This window comes from Mesorhizobium ventifaucium (assembly GCF_935822925.1).
Taxonomy (GTDB): Bacteria; Pseudomonadota; Alphaproteobacteria; order Rhizobiales; family Rhizobiaceae; genus Mesorhizobium; species Mesorhizobium ventifaucium.
On record NZ_CAKXZS010000018.1, the window covers coordinates 58,313 to 82,527 of the forward strand.

Annotated in this window: 24 protein-coding genes, 1 tRNA gene and 1 pseudogene; 11 read left to right on the top strand and 15 right to left on the bottom strand. The window is 61.3% G+C overall.

Going from position 1 to position 24,215, the window contains the following annotated elements:
• The first annotated feature begins 176 nt into the window (after positions 1-176).
• Positions 177-261, top strand: a tRNA-Leu gene (locus NMG70_RS16340).
• A 6-nt stretch (positions 262-267) separates the two neighbouring features.
• Here NMG70_RS16340 and NMG70_RS16345 read toward each other — a convergent pair.
• Both NMG70_RS16345 and NMG70_RS32965 read right to left on the bottom strand, forming a co-directional pair.
• Positions 268-753, bottom strand: coding sequence for a TIGR02391 family protein (locus NMG70_RS16345; protein WP_254025500.1), 486 nt, complete (start codon positions 751-753; stop codon positions 268-270).
• Between the two features lie 334 nt (positions 754-1,087).
• Positions 1,088-1,336: a DUF5343 domain-containing protein gene (locus tag NMG70_RS32965; protein ID WP_367185541.1), complete on the bottom strand. Its 249-nt coding sequence runs from the start codon at positions 1,334-1,336 to the stop codon at positions 1,088-1,090.
• Between the two features lie 524 nt (positions 1,337-1,860).
• On the opposite strand from NMG70_RS32965, the gene NMG70_RS16350 reads away from it, so the two are divergent.
• Both NMG70_RS16350 and tig read left to right on the top strand, forming a co-directional pair.
• The gene (locus NMG70_RS16350; protein WP_254025535.1) at positions 1,861-2,604 is read left to right on the top strand and encodes a hypothetical protein; all 744 of its coding nucleotides are present in this window, start codon (positions 1,861-1,863) and stop codon (positions 2,602-2,604) included.
• Positions 2,605-3,267: 663 nt separating this feature from the next.
• Positions 3,268-4,740, top strand: a complete 1,473-nt coding sequence (tig, locus tag NMG70_RS16355; protein ID WP_254025532.1) for a trigger factor — start codon at positions 3,268-3,270, stop codon at positions 4,738-4,740.
• A 53-nt stretch (positions 4,741-4,793) separates the two neighbouring features.
• On the opposite strand, the gene NMG70_RS16360 is transcribed toward tig, so the two are convergent.
• The 3 genes from NMG70_RS16360 to dgoD all read right to left on the bottom strand — a co-directional run bounded on the left by NMG70_RS16360 (position 4,794) and on the right by dgoD (position 7,577).
• A complete protein-coding gene (locus tag NMG70_RS16360; RefSeq protein ID WP_254025501.1) occupies positions 4,794-5,537 on the bottom strand; it encodes a FadR/GntR family transcriptional regulator in 744 nt (247 codons plus the stop codon).
• A gap of 66 nt (positions 5,538-5,603) precedes the next feature.
• On the bottom strand, positions 5,604-6,380 hold the full coding sequence (locus NMG70_RS16365) for an SDR family oxidoreductase (RefSeq protein WP_254025502.1): 777 nt from the start codon (positions 6,378-6,380) through the stop codon (positions 5,604-5,606).
• A 24-nt stretch (positions 6,381-6,404) separates the two neighbouring features.
• Positions 6,405-7,577, bottom strand: coding sequence for a galactonate dehydratase (gene dgoD / locus NMG70_RS16370; protein WP_254025503.1), 1,173 nt, complete (start codon positions 7,575-7,577; stop codon positions 6,405-6,407).
• Positions 7,578-7,870: 293 nt separating this feature from the next.
• On the opposite strand from dgoD, the gene NMG70_RS16375 reads away from it, so the two are divergent.
• The 5 genes from NMG70_RS16375 to NMG70_RS16395 all read left to right on the top strand — a co-directional run bounded on the left by NMG70_RS16375 (position 7,871) and on the right by NMG70_RS16395 (position 13,455).
• Positions 7,871-8,848 carry a substrate-binding domain-containing protein gene (locus tag NMG70_RS16375; protein ID WP_254025504.1) on the top strand — a complete coding sequence of 326 codons (978 nt, stop codon included), beginning with the start codon at positions 7,871-7,873 and terminating at the stop codon, positions 8,846-8,848.
• Positions 8,849-8,965: 117 nt separating this feature from the next.
• Positions 8,966-10,015 (top strand): zinc-dependent alcohol dehydrogenase family protein, encoded by a 1,050-nt coding sequence (locus tag NMG70_RS16380; RefSeq protein ID WP_254025505.1) that lies wholly within the window; start codon positions 8,966-8,968, stop codon positions 10,013-10,015.
• Between the two features lie 3 nt (positions 10,016-10,018).
• Positions 10,019-10,912, top strand: a complete 894-nt coding sequence (locus tag NMG70_RS16385; RefSeq protein WP_254025506.1) for an aldose 1-epimerase — start codon at positions 10,019-10,021, stop codon at positions 10,910-10,912.
• Between the two features lie 14 nt (positions 10,913-10,926).
• Positions 10,927-11,925 (top strand): ABC transporter permease, encoded by a 999-nt coding sequence (locus NMG70_RS16390; RefSeq protein WP_254025507.1) that lies wholly within the window; start codon positions 10,927-10,929, stop codon positions 11,923-11,925.
• A gap of 18 nt (positions 11,926-11,943) precedes the next feature.
• Positions 11,944-13,455, top strand: a complete 1,512-nt coding sequence (locus tag NMG70_RS16395; protein WP_254025508.1) for a sugar ABC transporter ATP-binding protein — start codon at positions 11,944-11,946, stop codon at positions 13,453-13,455.
• Between the two features lie 43 nt (positions 13,456-13,498).
• On the opposite strand, the gene NMG70_RS16400 is transcribed toward NMG70_RS16395, so the two are convergent.
• A complete protein-coding gene (locus tag NMG70_RS16400; protein WP_254025509.1) occupies positions 13,499-13,825 on the bottom strand; it encodes an antibiotic biosynthesis monooxygenase family protein in 327 nt (108 codons plus the stop codon).
• Positions 13,773-14,789, bottom strand: coding sequence for an alpha/beta fold hydrolase (locus NMG70_RS16405; protein WP_254025510.1), 1,017 nt, complete (start codon positions 14,787-14,789; stop codon positions 13,773-13,775). Before NMG70_RS16405 ends, NMG70_RS16400 begins: the two co-directional genes overlap by 53 nt.
• Before the next feature lie 295 nt (positions 14,790-15,084).
• Between NMG70_RS16405 and NMG70_RS16410 the strand changes: the two genes are divergently transcribed.
• A complete protein-coding gene (locus NMG70_RS16410) occupies positions 15,085-15,465 on the top strand; it encodes a c-type cytochrome (protein ID WP_091596987.1) in 381 nt (126 codons plus the stop codon).
• Between the two features lie 87 nt (positions 15,466-15,552).
• Positions 15,553-16,500: a heme o synthase gene (locus NMG70_RS16415; protein WP_254025511.1), complete on the top strand. Its 948-nt coding sequence runs from the start codon at positions 15,553-15,555 to the stop codon at positions 16,498-16,500.
• A 34-nt stretch (positions 16,501-16,534) separates the two neighbouring features.
• Here NMG70_RS16415 and NMG70_RS16420 read toward each other — a convergent pair whose 3' ends face one another.
• Positions 16,535-16,789 carry a hypothetical protein gene (locus NMG70_RS16420; RefSeq protein ID WP_254025512.1) on the bottom strand — a complete coding sequence of 85 codons (255 nt, stop codon included), beginning with the start codon at positions 16,787-16,789 and terminating at the stop codon, positions 16,535-16,537.
• A 90-nt stretch (positions 16,790-16,879) separates the two neighbouring features.
• Here NMG70_RS16420 and NMG70_RS16425 point away from each other — a divergent pair, with 90 nt between their 5' ends.
• On the top strand, positions 16,880-17,698 hold the full coding sequence (locus tag NMG70_RS16425; protein WP_254025513.1) for a DUF2189 domain-containing protein: 819 nt from the start codon (positions 16,880-16,882) through the stop codon (positions 17,696-17,698).
• 58 nt (positions 17,699-17,756) lie between these two features.
• On the opposite strand, the gene NMG70_RS16430 is transcribed toward NMG70_RS16425, so the two are convergent.
• The 7 genes and pseudogenes from NMG70_RS16430 to NMG70_RS16465 all read right to left on the bottom strand — a co-directional run.
• Entirely contained in the window at positions 17,757-18,230 is a 474-nt protein-coding gene (locus NMG70_RS16430; RefSeq protein WP_023802548.1) for an aminoacyl-tRNA deacylase, read from the bottom strand.
• A 181-nt stretch (positions 18,231-18,411) separates the two neighbouring features.
• Positions 18,412-18,816 carry a cytochrome C oxidase subunit IV family protein gene (locus tag NMG70_RS16435; protein ID WP_254025514.1) on the bottom strand — a complete coding sequence of 135 codons (405 nt, stop codon included), beginning with the start codon at positions 18,814-18,816 and terminating at the stop codon, positions 18,412-18,414.
• A gap of 31 nt (positions 18,817-18,847) precedes the next feature.
• Entirely contained in the window at positions 18,848-19,570 is a 723-nt protein-coding gene (locus tag NMG70_RS16440; RefSeq protein WP_254025515.1) for a heme-copper oxidase subunit III family protein, read from the bottom strand.
• 13 nt (positions 19,571-19,583) lie between these two features.
• Complete coding sequence (locus tag NMG70_RS16445; protein ID WP_254025516.1) at positions 19,584-20,288, bottom strand: cytochrome c oxidase subunit 3; 705 nt, start codon at positions 20,286-20,288, stop codon at positions 19,584-19,586.
• Positions 20,285-22,054, bottom strand: a complete 1,770-nt coding sequence (gene ctaD, locus NMG70_RS16450; protein ID WP_254025517.1) for a cytochrome c oxidase subunit I — start codon at positions 22,052-22,054, stop codon at positions 20,285-20,287. The genes NMG70_RS16445 and ctaD overlap by 4 nt, the downstream gene beginning before the upstream one ends.
• A gap of 89 nt (positions 22,055-22,143) precedes the next feature.
• Complete coding sequence (gene coxB, locus NMG70_RS16455; RefSeq protein WP_254025518.1) at positions 22,144-22,959, bottom strand: cytochrome c oxidase subunit II; 816 nt, start codon at positions 22,957-22,959, stop codon at positions 22,144-22,146.
• 447 nt (positions 22,960-23,406) lie between these two features.
• Positions 23,407-24,159, bottom strand: a pseudogene (locus tag NMG70_RS16465) (LysR substrate-binding domain-containing protein); the annotation flags it as partial.
• Positions 24,160-24,215: the final 56 nt, after the last annotated feature.

Consider the following 24,215-nt stretch of genomic DNA (forward strand, 5'->3'; position numbering starts at 1 on the left):
ACCCCCCACGTTCTCACGCCAGAACCTAAATCCCATGACGGTGTCAGTGCTGCGTTGATTTCATTGCGTAATTTGGCAATACGCTGAACGTGCCGGGGCACAGTACGGGCACACCGGGCACACTTTCGGGCACAGTCTTGCGCCAAGTGTCCGGTGCCTGTAGAGGAAGCGCCGGAGCGCGTGTGGCGGAATTGGTAGACGCAGCAGGTTTAGGTCCTGCCGCCGCAAGGTGTGGGGGTTCGAGTCCCTTCACGCGCACCATAGCGGTCATGCCGGCGGTGACTTTCGGGCCTCCAGCGTACGAAGCAACACCGATGCCACAGAGAGGTGGTCCAAACAGAGATCAATTGGATCTACTCGTATGTCGTGGCTGCGTGGATTTCGAATGCCGGCCAGAGCGCCAGCGAAGATATGCCTGGATCCCTTTTGCTCATCCTTATCGCTGATCGTTATCAGGTCGGTCAGAGCGATCTTCGGGCCACCTTCATTGAAGGCATTCATCATAAGGCTAAAGCCTGTCTCCTCTAAGCCAGATAGCATCCGCACGCGATGTTCGAGCAATTTGAACGCCTCGAACGTGGCTTGAGAAAAATGGCCATTGTCAAAGAGTTTGACGGATACCGACGATATGTCCGTGTGAATGTTGCGCTCATCGAACGGATGCGCGGTGCGTCGATCAGCCTTGTCGAGTGTCACGCCGACATTCTTCGCCACCCTGACAACCCGTTCAAATTGGGTCAGCCGGTCGATCATGGAAACAGGTTGGCTTTAATGCTTTTGAAGATGGCGTCATACGTTTCCTGAGTGCCTTCGGCAGGCAAATTAATCTCAATCCTAACAGTGAGGGCCATGTCGACCTTCGCTTTCGCGGTAGGGGGCGGAGTGGACGCTGCTGGGGGCGGCCCTGAAGCATACGCCTGCGCGGGCTTAGGTCTGACTGAAGTGGCAGGCTTTGCCCTTGGACCAGAAGGTTTGGCCCTGAGGTTGCCACCGGGTTCCGAACGCTTGATGACCCGCCAATTCACGCAGCGCTATGAAAACTCCTGCCTGACGAGACCCAATAGTGTCGCTCGTTTTGTCCACTGATCTAGACTAAGTAATTCGTCAACTGATTTCGAGTAAAATTCCAAGCGTCATCACCTCTGAGTTCAAAAAGGTCGGCGTATGCTGTCCGGACCAGATCGCTGAAGGCTTCGTGGAAGGAAGGATCGTCATGGATCGTCATGACCTCATGCCCCTTATCCGTACGCTTGCCCTGCTCGTCAACGAGCTTGAGAAACTGGAGTACGTTGATTGCGTAGCTCTCGTTGTTTGAGGCGAGGCCAAGTCTTTTCACCGTGTCTGAATTAACAGTTGCCCGGGAGGTTCTTTCGCAGAAACTGGATCATCTGCGTGACGTTGCCTGGGCCTGAAATATACGGGTGCGTCGCCATTTTTCCGCCTAGTAGTTGAGGGGGTAAGTTCTACCGAGTCTAGAAGCCGGTCAACTGAGGGTCAGAGTAATTAGTAGCCTATCCCCGCGACATCGGCGCTGCATGGGGCTTCTCGTAGCCCGCCGGCCTATCGTTCAATAGGTTGAGCCCTTCTTAGGTTCCTGCGCAGCTGGTCAATTGCATCGTAATGCGCTCGAAACGGCTTGAGTGACAGTTTTGCGGCGCGAACGAACCCGTCGGCGGCCGGGTCTTCCTGCCCAAGGATGTATTCAAATTCTTTCAAATTGATTCGAAATATTTTTCTATCCGTAAGTCACGACCGCAAACATTGTTTCGTGTTAGCGATTCAAACACTCTCTGGGTTCGTTATTTCTAAAGTAGCAGCTTTGAAACTGCTGCTGTGGGGTAATTACCTAAGGAGAGTGTCATGGCAAACGTCGTTAACAGCTTCGCCGCAGCTTTGGCCTGTGGTGCACTTGTTTTATCTCTTTCTCTTCCCTCCAGCGCAGGCGGCATTAGCGTCGGCGCCGGCGCATCGGTTGGCGGACGAGGCGGCGTAAACGCCGGTCTCGGCGCCTCGATCGGCGGCGGTGGCGGCGTCAATGCGGGAGTCGGCGCCTCGATCGGCGGTAGCAGCGGGGTAAATACGAGAGCCGGCAAATCGATCGGCGGCAAGAAACGCATTATCGCGGGTGTCGGCGCTTCCATCGGCGGCCGAAGCGGGGTGAATGCCGGCGCCGGCGCCTCGATCGGCGGCAGCAGGGGCGTTAGCGCTGGTGCCGGCACCAATGTGGGCGGCACTCGTGGCGTCACGGCCGGCCTGGGTGCCAATCTCGGCGGCACCCGTGGCGTCACGGCCGGCCTGGGCGCCAATGCCGGCGGCACCGGTGGTATCACTGCTGGCGCAGGCGCAAATGTAGGCGGCACCGGCCTCGCTGCAGCGGGTGCGGGTGCCAATGTTGGTGGGACGAGCGGTGTCGGCGTGGGCGTCGGCGGCGGGACCCTTGCTGGCACACCCGGGACTCCTGGAACACCTGGCGTGAGCGTCGTCGCGCAGATGTCCAGCAGCCAGTTGACACGGATGAAGAAGCGCTGCGTCGACGTGCTCGGGAGCAGCGGCACATACGATCGCGACCTACGTGAGCTTTGCTTGCTGATTGCACGCCGCTGAGAAGACTGTTGCGCAAAACGGGAGTGTCGCATCGGCCGTGCAGGCTTTGACAACACTCTCCTGGCCTCGCGGCCGGCCCGTCACTCGTACGGTGGCGGGCTTCTCTGCATCAGGACCGCTGCGCTGAGCGGCTGACTACTTCGGGGTAGCTACACCAGCGGGAGCCATGACGCAGTGGAACCTAAATCCAGCGCGTCCAAAAATTCCGCCACATCCGCGTTGCCCGGCAATCCCGGGCAGCCATCATTCTGTCAATGTCGCGGTCAAAATAGCGGCCGTTCGCCGGCGCATGATCCCGAAGAACGAAGAATCGTATTTCGGGATCATGCGCCAAAATCAAGGTGCTACAGCATCCTTTGCGCGTCCAAGAGGACGCGCGGCGCTGTAGACGCGAAGGTGGTTGAAAATCGGCCGCGCCTGTGACAAAAGGCGTGTCGAATGTGACGGGATGCGACGATCCACTTCTGCAGAATGTGATAAGAAGTCGGAAAAACAAAGACTTATTCACATTTTGGAGCGTGTTTTTGGACGATTTGAACCGCGTTGAGTGGACAGATCGCCAAGTCCCGCACCAAAAAGCCATTCCCGGCAAGATCATACCGGCAGGCTGTAAACGGCAAGAGCCCGTTTGGCTGCCTCATTGGTGGAAACGAAGGTTTTATGATGCAGGTCACCGAAACGCTCAACTCCGGTCTCAAGCGCGAGATCAAGATCACCGTGCCGGCCGGTGACATGGAAGCCAAGCTGATGGCGCGGCTTTCCGATGCCAGGAGCAAGGTCCGCATCAACGGCTTTCGCCCCGGCAAGGTGCCGGTGCAGCACCTGCGCAAGGTCTATGGCAAGTCGTTCATGGCCGAAGTGGTCAACGAGATCCTCAACGATTCGACTCGTTCGATCATTACCGGCCGCGGCGAAAAGGCTGCCATGCAGCCCGAAGTGATCATGACCGAGGACGAGAAGGAGGCCGAGAAGATCCTGGCCGGCGGCGCCGACTTCGAGTTCCGCCTGAACTACGAGATCATTCCGCCGATCGAGATCAAGGATTTCTCCGACATCAAGGTGACGCGTCAGGTGTTCGACGTGCCGGATTCGGAAATCGACGAGCAGGTCAAGCGTGTCGCCGAATCGGCTCGCACCTACGAACCGAAGACCGGCAGGGCCGCCGAGGGCGACCGCGTGACGATCGACTATGTCGGCAAGATCGACGGTGAAGCCTTCAGCGGCGGCGCCGGCACGGACCAGCCGCTGGTGCTCGGCTCCAAGGAATTCATTCCCGGCTTCGAGGATCAGCTCATCGGCAGCAAGGCCGGCGACGAGAGGCAGGTCACGGTCACGTTCCCGGAAAACTACCAGGCGGCGCATCTTGCCGGGAAGGAAGCCACTTTCGACGTCACCGTCAAGGAAGTGTCCAAGCCCGGTGCGTTGGAGATCAACGACGAAATGGCCAAGAATCTCGGCCTGGAGTCGCTGGAGCGTTTGCGTGAAGTGGTGCGAGGTCAGATCGAGAACCAGTTCGGCTCGATGACGCGCCAGAAGATCAAGCGCCAGCTGCTCGACCAGCTCGATGCCGCCTACGCGTTCGAGGCGCCGTCGAAGCTTGTCGAGGCCGAGTTCAACAACATCTGGAACCAGGTCAACCGCGATCTGGAAGCCGCCGGCCGCAGCTTCGCCGACGAGGAGACGACGGAAGAAGAGGCGCGCGCCGAATATATGCGGCTTGCCGAGCGCCGTGTGCGTCTCGGCCTGGTTCTCGCCGAAATCGGCGAGAAGGCCGGCGTCACCGTGTCGGACGAGGAACTGCAGCGTGGCTTGCTCGAGCAGGTGCGCCGCTACCCGGCCAACCAGCAGCAGGAAGCCTTCGAATTCTACCGCAGCAATCCCGAAGCGCTGAACACGTTGCGCGCGCCGCTGTTCGAGGAGAAGGTGGTCGACCATCTGCTCAGCCAGATTTCGGTCACCGATGTCAAGGTCAGCAAGGAAGAACTGATGGCCGACGACGAGGACACCGAGACGGCCAAGTCAAAGCCGGCGAAGAAAGCCGCAGCGAAGAAGGCCGACGCCAACAAGGCCGACGATACGGAAGAGCCCAAGAAGAAGGCCGCGCCGAAGAAGAAAGCTGTTAAGGACGCCGAGTAACACGACATTCTGCTGGATGTGAAAGGCCGCCCTTGAGGCGGCCTTTGCATTTTCTAGGCGACCTGCAGATCGTCGGCAGCGATATCGAGCAGCCGGTTCATTGCGGCCCTGGCTCCGGCCGTATCCCGCATACGGATCGCCTCGAGCACGGTTTGATGCGCCGCCAGCGCCCGCGACTGCGCTTCCATCAGCCTGTTGGTGACGAGGAAGGACGCGCTCAGCGCCGCCTCCAGCATCCCGATCAATCCTTTCAGAACGACGTTATGGCTTGCCGCGATCACGCTGCGGTGGAAAGCCAGGTCCGCTCGGCAGACCCGGTCGAGGTCGTGCGGGATCGAATCGCGCATTGCGTTGAAGGCAGCCTCGATCGCTGCGAGATCGGAGCCGGTGGCGCGCCTGGCGGCAAGTTCGGCCGCAGCCGGTTCAAAGATGCGGCGTGCCTCGATCAAACCGGAAATCAGTTCGCTGTCATTCTTGATATCCGGGTGCCAGCTCAGCACCACGGGATCGAGCAGCCGCCAGTCATCGCGCGACAGCACGCGCACGCCGACCCGGCGGCGCGCCTCGACCAGCCCCTTTGCCGACAGCACCTTGATCGCTTCGCGTATCGAGGTGCGGCTGACACCCAACATCGCGCAGAGCTCTTCCTCGCGCGGCAGCATTTCGCCTTGCCGATAGACACCGCCAAGGATGCGACTGCCGAGCACGTTGACCACGGAATCGTGGATGCGGCTGCCGCCGGCGCCTTCGGCCAGGCGCCACGAACCGTCTTCGGCGACCGCGAGGTCAGATGCCATGGTTTCCCGGCCCTTCTTCAGCTTGGCACCTCATAGGCGCGACTGGCGCGCCACGCAACGACGCTGTCAGTCATGGTAGAGCATCGACCGGCCGCCATCGACGACGATGCAGGCGGCGTTGACGAAGGGTGCCTCGTCAGAGGCGAGGAACAGCGCCGTCATCGCCACCTCCTCGGGCTTGCCAATGCGTTTTTGCGGATGCAGATCGTAGGTACGCTGCCGTTCGGCCTTGGGGTCCGGAAAAGTGCTCCAGTAGTCGACGGCGATCTGCGTCTCGATGTAGCCGGGCGCAATGGCGTTTACTCGAATACCCTTTGCTGCGTAGTCAATGCCGAGCGCCCGGGTGAGGCCCAAAACCCCGTGCTTGGCGACGGGGTAGGGGAAGCAACCGGGGATGATCGAAAAACTGTGCGTGGATGCAATGTTGACGATCGAGCCGGCGCCCTGGTCGAGCATAGCCGGCAGCACCGCTTTGCTCATGCGCCAGACGCCGTCGAGATCGATGTCGAAGCAGCGCCGCCATTCGGCTTCGCTTGTCCCCAGCGGGTCGTGAAAGACGTTGATGCCGGCATTGTTGACGAGGATGTCGATACGGCCAAAGCTCTCCTTGGCCAGCGCGGCGACGGCTTCGACGGAAGCGGTCTGGCAGACGTCACATGGCACGAACAGGGCGCGTGCCCTGTTTGGCGAAAGATCCGTTGCGACCGTTTCGCCGGTCGTGTGATCGATCTCGGCGATGACGACTTTGGCGCCTTCGCGGTGGAAGGCCCGGGCGATTGCCTCGCCTATGCCGCGCCCGGCGCCGGTTATGATCGCGACCTTGTCCTGCAGGCGTCCGGTCATTCCAACCTCAAAAGTCGGCCGTCCTCACCAGTCGACGATGGTACCGTCCGGCATCACGGCGTTCTGCGTGTGCAGCACCTCGGGCGCGAAGGGATAGCGCGCGCAGACCGCCTCGTCGACCTCGATGCCGAGACCCGGTGCTTCGGGAATCTGCCAGAAGCCATCAATCATGCCGATCGGGCCTTCGACCACGTCGAAATACCACGGTACCGCGCCGACCATTTCCTCCTGGATGATATGGTTTGGCGTCGAGACGGCGAAGTGCAGCGCGGCGGCGCCGGCGATCGGCCCGAGCGGGTTATGGGGAGCGACGCCGACGCCGACGGCCTCGGCATGGGCCGCGATCTTCTTGGCCTCGGAGAGGCCGCCGCAATGGCAGATGTCAGGCTGGATGATGCTGACTGCGCCTGCCGAAAGCAGTTCGACAAATTCGGCGCGCTCGACAAGTCGCTCTCCGGTCGCCAGCGGCACCGACGTGTGAGCGGCGAGGGCTTTCAGACCGGCCATGTCGCCGGGCGGCAATGGCTCTTCGATGAACATCGGCCGGCCGGGAGCGAGGGCTTCGACATAGGAAAGTGCGGCGGAAACCGAGGCCGGGCGGCCATGGAAATCCACCATGATCTCGATCCCCGGTCCGACTGCCTTGCGCAGAGCGTCCATCAGCCGCGCTACCTTGTCCACATCGGGCAACGGCGCGTGAAAGTGGGTATAAGGAATGAACACCGCCTTGAAGGCGCGGTAGCCCTTTTCGACCACGGCATGCGCGCGCTCGACCAGCGGATCAGCCTCCATCGTCTCATAGACCGCGCGCATGTCGCCAAGACCGAGATGGGTGTAGACGCCGACCTTGTCGCGCACCTTGCCGCCAAGCAGGCGCCACACCGGCACGCCGAAATGCTTGCCCATAATATCCCACAATGCCATCTCGATGCCCGAGATCGCACTCATGCCGATCGCCCCGAGCCGCCAGAACGACTGCTTGCGCATGATCCGGACGGCCTGCTCTATGTCGCGAGGATCGCGTCCGATGATCAGCGGCGCCAGATCCTCCACCGCGCCGACCACCGCGTGCGTCTTCCATTCCAGTGTCGCTTCGCCCCAGCCATGGAGCCCCGCCTCGTCGGCCAGCACCTTCACGAATACCCAGTTTCGCATTTCCGCGTTGACCACGCGGGTTTCAATGCCTGTGATCCTCACTCGGAGAACTCCCGCGCAATCCAATAATAGATCATATCTATCTGGCACGTTAGTCGACTTTGACATCGTGTTCAATGGTGATTGTGACAGCACCTCGACGGAAAACTGACCAATGCGGCATCCGAATATGCGTTGACAGCCGTTTTAAACATAGTATCTATAATCCAGTTTGATCCGATCTAGTTGCCTGAACGTTGATCTCGGATTAGGCAACCGTAGGGAGAGGTTGCCTGCAGTCCGACTTGGCTGCGGCGCCGCGACGGGCGCAATTCATCATCCGTTGGGAGGACGACATGAAATCCATAAAGCAGTTTGCAATCGCAGCGCTTGTTGCGCTCACGGTCGGGTCGGCGGCAGCGCCGGCGCTGGCCGATTCGACCGGCATCGGTGCCATCTATCTGGACGACGTCGGTTTCTATGCCGCCGTGCGCAAGGGCATCCAGGACAGCGCCAAATCGATGGGCAAGGAGATCGACCTGCTCGAGACGAATGCTCGCGCCGATCCGGGCGCCGAAGCCTCTTTCATCGACCGCCTGATCTCGGCAAACGTCAAGGCGATCATCCTGTCCGCCGTCTCCGCCGACGGTTCGGTGCGCGCCATCAAGCGGGCGCATGAGGCCGGCATTCCGGTCGTGTGCTACAACACCTGCACCAACGACGCCGACATGAAGAAATATGTCTATGCCTATGCGGTCGCCGATCCGACGGAGTTCGGCCGCCAGCTCGGCGACGTCGCGGCCGATTATTTCATCGCTCAGGGGATCAAGGAACCGAAGATCGGCGTGCTCAACTGCGAGTTCGTCGAAGTCTGCGTCAAGCGCCGCGAGGGCTTCGAAGCGGCGCTCAAAGCCAAGGTTCCGGGCTACGTCATCGCTGCGAACCAGCGCGGCACGGTGCTCGATGATGCTGTGTCGGTCAGCGATCAGATGCTGTCGGCCAATCCGGATATCGACGCTTTCTTCGGCGAGGGTGGCGATGCCGGCACCGGTGCGGTGCGCACCATCAAGCAACGCGGCCTGGTCGGAAAAGTCGTCGTCTTCGCCGCCGATATGACGTCTTCAGCCGCTACCGAACTCGCCGACTTCTCTGTGATGAAGGCAGTCGCCGACGTGTCCGGCCAGGGCATCGGCAAGCTGGCGCTCGAACAGGCCCTGAATGGCGCCGAAGGCAAGAAAGCCGCCGACATCATCGTGCCGATGGGCATATCGATCTTCAAATCGGCAGACGAGGCCAAGAAGTGGCTCGAAACCCACAAGGACGGCCTCTCCTGATCGCATCCTCCCGAACATGCGATACTGGCCGCCGCATTCCGGCGGCCAGACCTTTCGGGAAACCGACAATCTCGGATACTGCCCGCGGTTGAATGGACCGGGGTCCGGAGCTTGACGATGCCAAAAATGCTTGCCGCCTACCTTCCAGGCAATTCCACTGTCGACCTGCGCGAAATCGACCGTCCGAAGCCGGGCATCGGCCAGGTGCTTCTAAAGATGAAGGCGTCCGGCATCTGCGGCAGCGACATCCATTATATCTATCACAAGCATCTCGGCGACGATCCGCGCACGTCCTATCAGGGCGTAGTGGCCGGGCACGAGCCGGCCGGGCAGGTGGTCGATCTTGGCGCCGGCTGCCGGCATTTCAAGCCGGGCAACCGTGTCGCCGTCTATCACATTTCCGGCTGCGGCTTCTGCCGCAACTGCCGCAAGGGGTTCCAGATCTCCTGTACCGACCCGCAGCGTGCCGCCTATGGCTGGCAGCGCGACGGCGGCCACGCCGAATATCTCGTCGCCGACGAGCGCGATCTCGTTCACCTGCCTGACACCCTGTCCTATCGCGACGGCTGCTTCATCTCGTGTGGCGTCGGCACCGCTTATGAGGCTGTGCTGCGCGGCAATGTTTCGGGTAGCGATGCAGTGCTCGTCGTCGGCCTCGGGCCGGTCGGCATGGCGGCGCTGATGCTGGCCAAGGGCCGTGGCGCGCGCCTGGCGATCGGTGTCGACACTCAGCCCAACCGGGTTGAGACAGCGAAAAAACTCGGCCTGCTCGATTACGGCTTCGTCGCCGGGCCGGACGCGCTCGGCGCCATCAACGAGTTGACCAAGGGCGGTGCGGCGGTCGCCATCGACTGCTCCGGCAACCCGCGCGGCCGGGTGCTGGCGCTGCAGGCGACGCGGACATGGGGGCGCTGCGTCTATATCGGGGAAACCGGCAAGGTCGAGTTCGACGTCAGCGACGACCTCCTGCACCGCCAGCGGACCATCTACGGCTCATGGGTGACCAGCGTCCACAATATGGACCAGTGCTGCGAGGACCTCGACGCCTGGGGCCTGCACCCGCACGATATCATCACTGATGCCTTCCCGCTGGAAAAAGCGCCCGAGGCCTATGCACTGATGGCAGGCGGGCGCTCCGGAAAAGTCATCGTCGAATTTCCGGAGTGAGCGATGGCCGATATCGAAATCGGCAACGAAGCACTAGGCCTCATCGTTACCACGACCGGCGGATCGATCTGGCGGTTCCTTTCGCGTTCGGGCGGTGTCGAGATGCCGCTGTTTCGCGAGCCGCAGCAAGGGCCGGAACGCGCGGCGTTGAAATCGGGCTGTTTTCCGCTGGTGCCTTTCGGCAACCGGGTGCGCGACAGCCGCTTTTCCTTCGAAGGCCGCGAGCATTCGCTAGAACCCAACATGGATTGGGACAAGCACTATCTGCATGGCGATGGCTGGACCGGCGAATGGCGTCTTGCCAGCCATGCGAAAGGCGAGATCGTGCTTTCCCTTGGCCATCGCGGCACTGGGACCCCCTATGCCTACGATGCCCAGCAGCGCTTCACGCTCGCCGGTCCCACGCTGACGACGACACTGTCCGTGACCAATCGTGGCGAGTTCGCGCTCCCATTTGGTCTGGGCTGGCATCCGTATTTTCCGTTAACAAAAGAGACCACGCTCAAGGCGGCCGCTCGCTCCTATTGGGAAGAGGATTCCTCCTGGCTGCCGACCGTCGAGCATCCGGTCGCTGGCGATATCGACTTCTCCCAGCCGCGCGGCCTGCCGCGCCGCTGGGTCAACACGGTTTTCGAGGACTGGAACGGCGGGGCGAAGATCGACTGGCCGGAGAACGGGATTTCGCTGGCGATCGATGCCGATTCCCTCTTTTCCCGTTATCTGGTTTTCGTCTCCGATCCGGCCTTCGATGCCGGCTACGACTATGATTTCTTCTGTTTCGAACCGATGAGCCACAGCGCCGATGGACATAACATGCCCTCACGCGGCGGGCTGGTGAGGCTGGCGCCCGGTGAAAGCCTCGCAGGCTCCGTTCGCTACACATGCCACCGGCCTTGACGAGGAAGATTGCGATGAGCGTCACCACAACCACCCCCGACCGTCGGCGCGGCTTTCGCCTGCTTGCGCTCGACATGAACGAGATCGGCCTGATCGTCATTTTGCTTCTGCTTTATTTCGGCTTCGGCGCGACCACCAACGGCTTTCTGTCGGCCAACAACCATCTCTCATTGCTGCGCGACGCGGCCTCCATCGCCATTGCCGCCTGGGCGGTGACGTTGATCATCATCGCCGGCGAGATCGACGTCAGTGTCGGGCCGATGGTCGCCTTCACCTCCGTCTGCCTCGCCTTCATGCTGAAAGCCGACGTCAACGTCGCGCTCGCCATCCTGGCCGCACTTGCCATCGGCGGTGCGCTCGGCACTTTCGCCGGATCGCTGCGCGCCTATTTCGGGGTGCCGTCCTTCGTTGCCACGCTCGGCCTGTGGAGCGCGCTGCGCGGCATGTCATTCTTCACCACCAACGCGCTGCCAGTCACCTTTCCCGACAACGCTTTCCTCGACATCCTTGCCGACAACATGTTCGGCATTCCCACCTCAGCCATTGTCATGCTGGTGCTGTTCGCCATCTTCTCCTTCGTCAGCCAGAAGACCGCCTACGGTCGGTCGATCTTTGCCGTGGGCGGCAACGCCAACGCCGCCGAACTATGTGGAATCAACGTCGCGCGCATTCGCGTGCTGATCTTCACCACGTCGGGCGTAATGGCAGCACTTGCCGGCGTGCTGCTGACCGCACGCCTAGGCTCCGGCAATGCTGGTACCGCCTCCGGCCTCGAATTCGACGTGATCGCCGCCGTCGTCATCGGCGGCACGGCGCTGTCGGGCGGACGCGGCTCGATGCTCGGCACACTGCTCGGGGTCTTCGTCATCACTCTGATCGGCAACGGGCTGGTGCTGCGCGGCATCAATCCGTTCTTCCAGGAAGTGGTGCGCGGCGTCATCATCGTCGCCGCCGTGCTCGCCAACATCCTGGTCACGCGCTATCGCGAACGCCGCATTTTCGGCGCGTGTTAGAAATTGGGAGGATCAGCCATGCAGACCGCCCGCAAGCAGGATCCGCAGACTTTAGTCGCCGCGGTGCATGGTGCGACGAAGCAGTATCCCGGCGTGCTTGCGCTGGACGATGTCGATTTCGGGATCCGCCGGGGCGAAGTCCGTGCTCTGCTCGGCAAGAACGGGGCGGGGAAATCGACACTGATCCGGCTGCTGACCGGGGCCACGGTGCCTGACAGCGGCGACGTCACGATCGATGGCGCGTCGCTGACCGGTTCCGGCACCCAACGCACGGTCGAAGCTGCCCGGCTCGGTGTGCGCGCCGTCTATCAGGAACTCAGCCTGGTTGTCGGCATGAGCATCGCCGAGAACCTGTTCCTCGGCCGCTGGCCGTCCAGCATGGGGGTGCTTTCCCATGGCGAAATGGAAGATCAGGCGCGCGAGACGCTGGCCCGGCTCGGGCTGAAGCTCGATCCACGCCGGCGCGTCGCGACGCTGAGCCCAGCTGAACGACAGCTCGTCGAGATCGCCCGCGTCATGATCGGCGAACCGAAGCTCGTCATCCTCGACGAGCCGACCAGCTCGCTTGCGGCAGCCGAAGTCGAGCTCCTGTTCAAGGCCGTGCGCAGCCTGGCCGCCGCCGGCATTGCGGTGATCTATGTCAGCCATCGCATGAGCGAGATCCGGCAGATCGCCGAGGCCGCCACGGTGATGCGCGACGGCAAGGTTGCGGGGACCGTCGAGCTTGCTGGCGCCGACACCGCGGAGATCATCCGGCTGATGCTCGGCCGCAGCGGCCAGGAGGATTGGCTCGTCGGCGAGGCGAGGGGAGGCGCTACCGTGCTGTCGGTGCGGGGTCTTGCCGTGCCGCCGAAGCTTGCCGGCGTCAGTTTCGATCTCAGATGCGGTGAGGTGCTGGGTTTTGCCGGACTGCTCGGCTCGGGCCGTACCGAACTGCTTAGGGCGATCGGCGGGCTTGATGCCGTACGCGTCGGCACGGTCCTGCTCGATGAAAAGGACATCACCCGCGGCTCCTATGGCGAGCGGGTCAAGAGCGGGATCGGCATGACGCCGGAAAGCCGCAAGGAGGACGGCATCATGCCGCTGCTCGGCGTGGACGAAAACACCGTCGCCACAGACTTTTCGAAGGTGGCGGTGAGCGGCGTCATCTCGACATCGAGGATGGCAGAAGCGGCAGGCGACATCATCCGTCGTATCGGCATAAAGACGGCGCGTATCGACACGCCGGTCGGCACGCTTTCTGGCGGCAACCAGCAGAAAGTGGTGATAGGCCGCTGGGTCTATGCTGGCAGCCGTATCCTGCTGCTCGACGAACCGACCCGTGGTGTCGATGTCGAAGCGAAGTCGCAGATCTACGCAATCATTCGCCAGCTTGCCGAGCAAGGCAAAAGCATCATTTTCGTGTCCAGCGAGATCGAGGAGCTGCCGAAGGTCTGCGACCGGGTCCTGGTGTTGAAGGACGGGTGCTTCGTACAGGAATTCGTCGCGCCCGGCATCGAGACCGACGCGCTGATGGCCGCCTGCCTTTAGGACTCCGCTGACGAAATCGCGAGAATCAGCCGTCGCCGCCGCCCTAATCGCGAGGCAAATGATTGACGAGGATCCGCATCACCGTGACCTGTTCGGGCAGCTCGACGAGGAACTCTTCGTCGCGCGGCAGGTGATGGATCTTGTGCGGGTCGCCGCCGGTGAAGCTCGCCATGGCTTCGACGTCAGGCCAGTACGAGATCGTCACGAACTCTGTTTCTTCTTCACGATCTTCGCGAAACAACTGCACGCCAAGTGCCTTCTCCTGAAGCGGCGGAATGCCTTCGCGTCGGAGATAGGGCTCGTAGACGTCTGCCAGATCACGGCGTGTCCTTCCCCGCCAGATCCGGGCGATTGTGGCGTTGTCGATCATGGAGTGCGCTCCTCTCGATGGGTCGTGATGAGGATGGGGCAGCGATGGCGGAATCCGCTGCGGTGTTGTGCGGGCGATTAATGCAGGACCCGCCCAGAAACCGTCGCACCAGTGGCAGGGCGACCTCGAAATGGGTCTCCAGCAGCCAGTGCCCTGCGTCGTTCAGCAAATGCAGCTCGGCCTCGGGGAGATCGCGCAGATAGGCGCGCGCTGCCGGCTCGGGCATGTATTCGTCCTTCGGTCCCCAAAGGATCATTGCCGGTGGCCGCTGCTCGCGCAGGTATGCTTGGTAACGAGGGAACCAGTCGAGATTAGCCTTGAGCTTCTCCATCAGTCCGACTGAAAGCGCACGGCGCACAGGCGTATCCATCAGCGGCCAATGCAACTTCCACAGATCGGGCGGGACACGTCGAGCGACGTCGTCATCGACTTCGCCTACGAATTCGGCGCGAAAGCCGTCTTCGCTCACCGCCTGTTCGAGCGGTGCACGGTTCGCTGGTGAAGGATCGCGCCAGAAGCGCCGGATAGTTCCGTATTTCGGGCCAAGAGCATCGGCGTAGATGTCGCCATTCTGGATGATTAGGGCCCTGATCCGCGATGGGTGCGCTATGGCGTGGCGCAGGCCGATCTGCGAGCCATAGTCGTGCAGCCACAGCGCGTAGCTGCTGAGTTCGAGCGCGTCGGTGAACCGCTCCAGGAAAATTGCGTAGGCATCAAAATCATAACCGAACCGTGCCGGATCGGGGGTTCCACTGTAGCCAAAGCCGGGGAAATCCGGCGCGACCGTTCGCCAGCGATCGGCGAGCGCCGGCATCAGCCGGCGATATTGGAAGGATGAGCAGGGATAGCCATGCGGAAGCAGCAATACCGGCGCGGCTTCAGGACCTGCTTGTCTGTAAAAGATCGTCTCGCCGTCGATCGTGAGGGTGCCGTGGCGTACCTCCAGGACGCTCCTGTCGTTCATGGACGCTTCTCTGATCTTTGATCTTGCAGACGTTGAACCGTAGCTGGTCTAACGCCGTTAGCCGGTATGCGTTCCGACTGCGCTCGACGCCGATCGAGCGGCCTCATCGTTTCGCCGGCAATCCTGCTGGTCGACTTGTTCTATCTGCCGGCCAGATTCTGTGGTATGTGGATGCCGCAATTCCATACGGGAGACGCGGATATTCCGCTCTGTCGTGCAAGGGGCGCATGCCGGCGAAGGTGTCGGCAGGCGCAGATCGTCCAAGGCAGATTTGGCGATCGGGGAGGGAAATGCCATGCGTGCAATCGCGTTTTTCGCAGTCGTGTCCGTTGCGACCTTTGTCACGAGCCAATCCCAGGCACAGGATGCCGCCGCGGGTGAGAAGGTCTTCGCCAAATGCAAGGTTTGTCACGTCGTTGACAAGGACCAGAACAAGGTCGGGCCGTCGCTGAGCGGCGTCATCGGCCGGACGGCCGGCACGCATCCGGGGTTCAAATATTCTAAAGCCATGACCGAGGCGGGGGCATCCGGCGTCAAATGGGACGACGCTACGCTGACGAATTATCTTCGCGATCCCAAGGCCATGATCAAAGGTGGGAAGATGGCGTTTCCCGGTCTCAAGAAGGACGAGGATCTCGCCAACGTGATCGCCTATCTGAAGCAATTCTCCAAATGACCCGGTTCTTCCGCCAGGAAGTAACCCGGTTCTTCCGTCGGCCGAGGGGCCGGCCAGATTGCGCGTGCCAATCGGTAGTCGCTTGAAATGTCGGCTCGGGAAAGCGGCCTCAAGGATAACGGTATCCCAATTTCGGAAGCGACGGTCAGTGATTTCTTCGCGCTTCTGAAACCACGCGTCATGGCGCTTGCAGTTTTTACCGCTTTCGTCGGCCTGATGGTTGCGCCCGGGGCGATGAATCCGGTCATCGCCGTGATTGCAATTGGTGCAATTGCGGTCGGAGCGGGAGCGGCCGGGGCACTCAACATGTGGTACGATGCCGATATTGACGCGTTGATGTCGCGCACGTCAAAGCGGCCGGTCCCGTCAGGCCGGGTCATGCCAGGCGAAGCTCTCGGCTTCGGCCTGGTGCTTTCCGTACTTTCGGTCATGACGCTCGGCGTGCTGGTCGGGTGGCTTGCCGCATCTCTGCTGGCTTTCACCATCTTCTTCTACGTCGTCATCTACACGATGTGGCTGAAACGCTCGACGCCGCAGAATATCGTCATAGGCGGCGCCGCGGGTGCCCTTCCTCCTGTCATCGGGTGGGCGGCCGCCACCGGCGCCGTCGGGGTTGAAAGCCTCGTCCTGTTTATGATCATTTTCCTCTGGACGCCGCCGCATTTCTGGGCGCTCGCGCTGTTCAAGATCGGCGACTATGCCGCGGCCGGCATTCCCATGATGCCGAACGTGGCCGGCCAGGTTTCGACCAGAAAACAAATCTTCGTCTATTCGCTGATCGTGGCACCAACCGGCATGCTCCCTTGGGCTTTCGGATTCGCGAGCGGATTGTACGGGGTTGTTTCGGCCGCATTGGGCGCGGGTTTCATCTGGCATGCCTGGAAGCTTCTGGTCGACAAAAGGTTGGTCGAAGGGTGGGAGATGAAACGCGCAAAGGCGCTGTTTGCCTATTCGATTCTCTATCTTTTCGCGATCTTTGCCGTGCTGCTTGCCGATACCGTTGCAATGCGAGCCGTCATGTCAGCCGGAAATTGACGGCCGGAAATTGACGAAATGACCTGCTCAAACCTCACGTCGGCAGTGCACAAAATCCCAAAAACAGCAGAATAACCACGCCAAGGCCGAGTATGAGAACGGTCTTTCCATCCATGACCTTCACCCCCTTCCCCAGTTTTGAGAATATCGAAGAAAGGCCGTTAGAGCTAGCCTGATCACCGGGGCCGTCCTCCCAGAGACTGTTTGGAAACTCGCCAGAGCGGATTTCGAAACAGTCCCTTAGATAAAGGGCCGCGACAAATCCCATGCAAGAGCGTATGTTGATCATGGTGCAGGTCGCGATTTTGCGTGGCCAGTCACGCTGAACGGCAGCACCGTGAAATCGCGACCTTACCGGACCTGGTCTGGAGGAATGGTCATGGCAAGTTTTCACGTGATTGCAGGCGCCAGCGAGACGCTGGAGCACACCAGAATTCGAAAGATCGGCGTTTCCGACCTTTTCGACGCGCTCAAGCGTGGCGTCGACGATTTCATGGTCAAACCGTCGCACATCGTTTTCCTCTGCCTGATCTATCCGCTTGTCGGCGTCGTGCTCGCTGTCTGGACGTCGGGCAACAACGCGTTGCCGCTGTTGTTTCCGCTGGTGTCTGGTTTTGCGCTGATCGGTCCATTCGCGGCGCTCGGCCTTTATGAGATCAGCCGGCGGAGAGAGGCCGGGCTCGACACCTCATGGAGCCACGCTTTCGAGGTCAGGAATTCTCCAGCGCTGCCGGCCATCGCGGCGGTCGGGATCATGCTGCTTGCGATCTTCATCGCCTGGCTGTTGACCGCGCAGATATTTTATCAGCAGGTGTTCGGTCCGGCCCCGCCGGAATCGCTGTCCAGCTTCATCAGTGAAATATTCGCCACCGGACGCGGCTGGACACTGATTATCGTTGGCCACGCGATCGGCTTCGTCTTCGCCGCGGTCGTGTTGTGCACCACGGTCGTCGCGTTCCCGTTGTTGCTCGACCGCGACGTCGGCGCCTATGAGGCCATCCACACCTCGGTGCGCGTGGTGCTGGCGAACCCGATCGTCATGGCTGTCTGGGGCCTGATTGTCGCCGTCGCGCTGATCATAGGCTCGCTGCCGGTGTTCGCCGGCCTGGCGGTGGTGCTGCCGATCCTCGGTCACGCCACCTGGCACGTCTATCGGAAAGTCGTGGAATCGCCGGTCTCCACCAGACCGGCGGACTGAAAAAAATTCTGCCCTGCCGCACCGGCGAGACTCCGCTGCGGCAGGTTGGCAAGAGCGTTTAGTAAGCCGGGTAGCTAAAGCGGGCTTGTTGTGCGTCGCTGGTCAGGTTGCGGAAATCCTTGCCGCTGACATGCACGAGCGTCCTGTGGTCGCCACCCTCGAAATAGATATCGCCGGCATTGCCGAGGCTTTCATCGACAATCACCGGCACATCGTAGGCCGCGCCGATCGGCGGGATGGCGCCCGTGTCGCAATCCTCGAAGAGCGAAACCACCTCGTCCTCGGAGGCGAGCCCGATACGCTGGTGCATCACGTCCTGCAAAGTGCCGAGCTCGATCCTGTGCGTACTGGGGACCACGGCCAGCGCATAGCCACCGTCGTGGTGAACCACCACCGATTTGGCCATTATGCTGCCGGGCACATGCGCCGCTAAGGCGGACTGCCTGCTTGTCGACGTGCGGTGGTGCTCGACGGTATCGTAGGAAATTCCTTTCTCGTCGATAAAGTCCTTCAATCTGTTTGCGATCGTCATCTTGAGCCTCTCCCTTCCTGGAGTTCGCGACGGAGAAACGACGAAAATCGTTCTCCTTCTGTCGTTTCCCGGTGGTGACAAAAATGGGCCAGCTGTCGACCGTTTCAAGGCAAGGCAGAGCGGGCCGTGAACAGCCCCTACGGCCCTCGACGGGAAATGCTGCCCGAACCCGGATTGCGCGTCAGGGCTCGGCCCCAAAAAACAGCGTCCGGGTGAGAAGCGTGTAATCCGATTCAAAGACCATCATTGCCACGAACACCAGCACCAGTATCGGCGGCAATATGATCGCATAGGTCAGCGCCAGCCGCTCCCAGGCCATGTGCATGAAGACCGCGACGATCAGCCCGGCCTTGAGCATCATGAAGATCAGGATCAGCGACCATCTGAGATAGCCTTGGAGGCCGACATAATCGATCAGATAGGAGCAGGCGCTGAGGATGAACAGCCATAGCCAGACCACCAGATAGAGCTTGATCGGGTGCTCCTGATGAACCTCCGCGGGAGCGATGCCGGTTGCTGCCGCATCATGCGCTTGAGTTCCGTGCAGCGTGTGTTGCCCCAGGCCGTTTGCGGTTGCTTCAGCCATATCTGCCTCTCCCCAAAGCCATGTCTGCCTCTCACCAAAGATAGAAGAATGCGAATATGAACACCCAGACCAGGTCGACGAAGTGCCAGTAGAGCCCCATGATCTCGACGTGCTCGTAATTGCCCCTGCGGCTGGTGAAGAAACCAGGCCGTCCCGTGTCGTAATCTCCGCGCCAGACCTTTCGCGCCACGATGATCAGGAAGATCACCCCAAACGTTACGTGGGTGCCGTGAAAGCCGGTGATCATGAAGAAGGATGACCCGAACTGCGCCGCTCCCCACGGATTGCCCCAGGGCCGCACCCCTTCGGTGATCAGCTTGGTCCATTCGAAAGCCTGCATGCCGACGAAGGTCGCGCCGAGCGCTGCAGTCAGAAGCATCAGGATCGCCGTCTTGCGGCGGTCGCGGCGGTAGCCGAAATTCACCGCCATGGCCATCGTTCCGCTGCTCGAGATCAGCACGAAGGTCATGATCGCGATAAGGATCAGGGGAATATCCGAGCCGCCGATATGAAGCGAAAAGACCTCGCTCGGATTGGGCCACGGCACCCGGGTGGACATGCGGGCGGTCATGTAGGAGAGCAGGAAGCAGCCGAAGACGAAGGTGTCGCTGAGCAGGAATATCCACATCATGGCCTTGCCCCAGGACACGTTCTTGAACGCGCGCTGATCCGATGACCAGTCGGCGGCGACGCCTTGCAAACCAGCCGGCCGCGCCTGTGCTTGGCCGGTATGCGTCAGTGTCGTGTCTGCCATCCGTCCGGCCCTCCTAGGTCAGCAGCTGTCGGCAAATCTCGATAAAAGTCGCGGCCCAGCCGGCCAGAAGTGCAAAAATGGCGAGCCAGACGAAAAGCAGGAAATGCCAGTACATGGCGCACAGTTCGACACTGAGGCAAAGCCGCTCCGGCCGCGTTCCGTTCCAGGCGCCGACAGTTGTTCGGCTCAAGCCCGCCAGCCCGCCCAGTATGTGCAGGCCATGCATCCCGGTTATCAGGTAGAAAAAACTGTTGGCTGGATTGGCGGTCAGCAAGTAGCCGTCGGCGGTCAGTTCCCGCCATGCCACAAGCTGTCCAACCAGGAAGGCAAGCGCGGTGAGCCCAGCCGTGACGAGGCCGAGCCTCACCGTGTCGATCTGGCCCCGGCGCGCGGCGACCGAGGCGCATTGCAGCGCGATGCTGCTCAGCACCAGCACGCCGGTGTTGAACCAGAGCACGCGCGGCAGCGGCAGCGCCTGCCAGTCCGACAGCGCCATGCGCATGAAATAGGCGCTGGTGAAGAGTGCAAACAGGCAGCCGACGACGGCGAGGAAGACGCCGAGGCCGATCTTGGCGGTCGGCAGCGGCGATCCTTCCAGGCCGACAACATCCCCGATCACTCCTTGCTCGAGCCATGGCTTGGCCATCAGCCGCTGGTGGGAAAGCCACCATCCGGCAAAGCCGGCGATGACGAGGAGGAACACCAGAATGACGCTCATGCCGGCTCCCTGGAGGATCCGAAGGAGCCCGGCACGTTTTGCGGGATAAAATCCTCCTTGGCGCCCGGCACGCTGTAGTCATAGGCCCAGCGATAGACGATCGGCAGTTCCTTGCCGAAATTGCCATGGGCGGGCGGTGTTTCCGGCGTCTGCCATTCGAGCGTCGTGGCCCGCCACGGATTGCCGCCGGCCTCGCGGCCGTGGCGGATGCTCCAGATCAGATTGAACAGGAACACGACCTGGGCGAAGCCGACGAGGAACGCCATGATGCTGATGAACGCGTTCAGATCGTGGGCCGACTCGGTCATCACCGTCGTGTTGGTCAGTTCGTGGTAGCGGCGCGGCACGCCCATCAGGCCGATGTAGTGCATGGGAAAGAAAATCAGATAGGCACCGAGGAAGGTGACCCAGAAATGGAACTGGCCCATCGCCTCGTTCAGCATCCGGCCGGTGACCTTCGGGTACCAGTGATAGATCGCCCCGAAGATCACCAGAATCGGTGCGACGCCCATGACCATGTGGAAATGGGCAACGACGAACATCGTGTCCGACAGCGGAACGTCGACGACGACGTTGCCGAGAAACAGTCCGGTCAGCCCGCCATTGACGAAGGTGACGATGAAGGCCAGGGCAAACAGCATCGGCACGGTGAGGTGGATGTCGCCGCGCCACAGCGTCAGCACCCAATTGTAAACCTTGATCGCGGTCGGGACGGCAATGATCAAAGTCGTGGTGGCGAAGAAGAAGCCGAAATAGGGATGCATGCCGCTGACATACATGTGGTGCGCCCAGACCACGAAGCTCAGCGCACCGATGCCGACGATGGCCCAGACCATCATCCGGTAGCCGAAGATGTTTTTGCGCGCATGCGTGCTGATCAGATCGGACACGATGCCGAAGGCCGGCAGGGCCACGATGTAGACCTCGGGGTGGCCGAAGAACCAGAACAGATGCTGGAACAGGATCGGGCTGCCGCCGCCGTGCTGCAGTTGTTCGCCCATCTCGACGATGGCAGGCATGAAGAAGCTGGTGCCGAGCGAACGGTCGAACAGCATCATCACGCAGGCGACAAACAGCGCCGGGAAGGCGAGCAGCGCCATGACTGTCGCGGTAAAGATACCCCAGACAGTTAGCGGCAGGCGCATCAGCGTCATGCCGCGTGTGCGGGCCTGCAACACCGTCACGACGTAGTTCAAGCCGCCCATGGTGAAGCCGATGATGAACAGGATCAGCGAGACTAGCATCAGGATGATGCCCCAGTCCTGGCCGCCTGGTGTGCCGGTCATGATCGCCTGCGGCGGGTAGAGCGTCCAGCCGGCGCCGGTCGGTCCGCCGGGCGCAAAGAAGCTCGATGCCAAAACCAGCACGGCGAGCAGGTAGATCCAGTAGCTCAGCATGTTGACATAGGGAAAGACCATGTCGCGCGCGCCGACCATCAGCGGGATCAGGTAGTTGCCGAAGCCGCCCAGGAACAGTGCCGTGAGCAGGTAGATCACCATGATCATGCCGTGCATGGTGATGAATTGGTAGTAGGCTTCAGGGCTGATGAAGTCGAACGTGCCGGGGAAGCCGAGTTGCAGCCGCATCAACCAGGACAGCACCAGCGCCACCAGGCCGATTGCCGTCGCCGTCGCCGAATACTGGATGGCGATGACCTTGGCGTCCTGCGAAAAGACGTATTTCGTCCACCAGCTGTGCGGATGATAGAGTTCCATCTCCGCGACTTCGGCCGGCGGTACCGCATCTGCAGGTGTGACATCGACCATATAGGAACACCTCCGTGCCCTTTTCGGCCAGACTCGACAGTTTCGAGCCCTGCCGCAATTTCAACCCAAATCGCCGTCTTTGCCGGCGTCTACTCTGCCGAGCCCACCTGCTGGGAGGCCGACAATTGCGCAAAAGTCTGCTGTTCGCCGAGCCACGCCAGATAATTCTCCTGCGTGTCGACCATGACCACGCCATTCATCAACGGGTGCCCCTGGCCACAAAGTTCGGCGCACAGGACCTGGAAGGTTCCGGTCTTGGTCGGGGTGAACCAGAAATAGGTGACGGAGCCCGGGATCATGTCCATCTTGGCGCGGAATTCCGGCACGTAGAAATCGTGCAGCACGTCGATCGAGCGGAGCAGCATCTTGACCGGCTTGCCGACCGGCAGATGCAGATCGGCGGCTTCGACGACGACATCGTCCTGGCCGTTGGCGTCACTGGCGTTCACGCCGAGGGGATTTTCAGGGCTGACGTTGCGGGTGTCGGAGGTGCCGAGCTTGCCGTCCTTGCCGGGCAAGCGGAAACTCCACTGCCATTGCTGGCCGACGACTTCGACCACTGTTGCGTCGCTTGGGACGCTGACGAACTGGTTCCAGACGAACAGGCCGGGAACCAGCATGGCGGTGACGCCGATTGCGGTGACGATCGTCAGCCACCATTCGAGCCGCTTGTTCTCGGGTTCGTATGCCGCCTGGTTCCCTTCCCGATGACGGAAGCGGAAGACGCAATAAGCCATGAATAGGACGACGGCGGCGAAGACGACGCCGGTGATCCAGAAGGTGATGATGATGGTGTTGTCGATATAGTCCCAGTTAGAGGCAATCGGCGTCCACCACCATGGGCTCAGGAAGTGGAACAACACCGAGCCCACAACTACCAAAACGAGTACAAGCGCTATGGCCACATCCCGTTCCTCCCGGCATTCCAAGGGCGCGAAGCCGTCCCAGGAAATGCCAAATGCATCATAGCTCGATTTCCGGTCGAAATTCTAGTGCGGTCTTCCCGTCAGCCGAAAGCGCAAGGGCGATGATGTGGAAGAACCCAAGAAGAAGAAGAAGGCTGCAGCGAAGAAAAACCTGCTGGGGCGCCGAACAACACGGCTTTCTGCCGATTCGTGAAAGGCCGCCGCCTCGCGGGGGAGGAGGCTGGTTCGGGATGGTGCCGACGGGATCAGGCGATTGGTTTCTGCAGACCGGCTCCTGCTGTCATGCCGGTTCGGGCTGCTGTCGGGGCGAGGCGAGGCCGATTTCGACCTAACCGGGTTCAGCGAGGGCGGTCGGCCGGATCGCCGGCAGCTGCAACACCGAGTTGCCGTGATCGGATCAGCAACGCTCGCCTTGACCGCTGCGCTTTAACAGATCCAGTGAGTTGTTCCGGCGCAAATGTCTCGAACGCAGCCGCGCAGCCAGCGGTGCGCCGGATCGGCATCCAGCCGCGGGTGCCATAAAAGTGAGACCGTGAATTCCGGCAGGGGAACCGGCAGAGGGAACCAGAACGTTCCATCGCGCAGGTTTCCCGTATAGCGTTCGGGAACGCTGGCGATCAGGTCCGAGGCACGCGCCAGAGCCAGAGCTTCCGAAAAGCCGCCGACGACCGTCACGATCTCCCGTTTCAACCCTAACGGCTCAAGGGCATCGTCGATCGGCCCCCTGTCGAGCCCGCGACGGGAGACGAGGATGTGCCGGCCGGCTGCGTAGCGGGCAGGGGTGATCGTGACCTCGCACAATGGATGCCCCATCCGCACGACGCCGACGAAACGATCCCGGAACAGCGCTTGCGCGCGCACCTCCGGTCCCGTGGCCTTTCCGACAACGCCGGTTTCCAGGTCTACGCTGCCGTTGCGCAGGGGCGTGCTGTCCTTGTCCGGCTTCAACACAAAACGCAGCCGCACGCCCGGTGTCTGTTCGCCGACGCGCGCAATGAGATCCGGTCCGAAATTCTCGACAAAGCCATCCCTGTTTCTAAGCGTGAAGGTCCGCACAAGCCGTTTCAGGTCGAGCATCTCAACAGGACGCAAAACGGCTTCGGCGTTCTGCACAAGCTGACCGACGCGCTCGCGGAGCTCGATGGCCCTAGGTGTCGGAACGAGGCCGCGTCCAGCTTGACAGGCGTCGTCGGTCGGAAGTCCGGGACCGTCGAGCTTGCACGCAACTCGCGCGC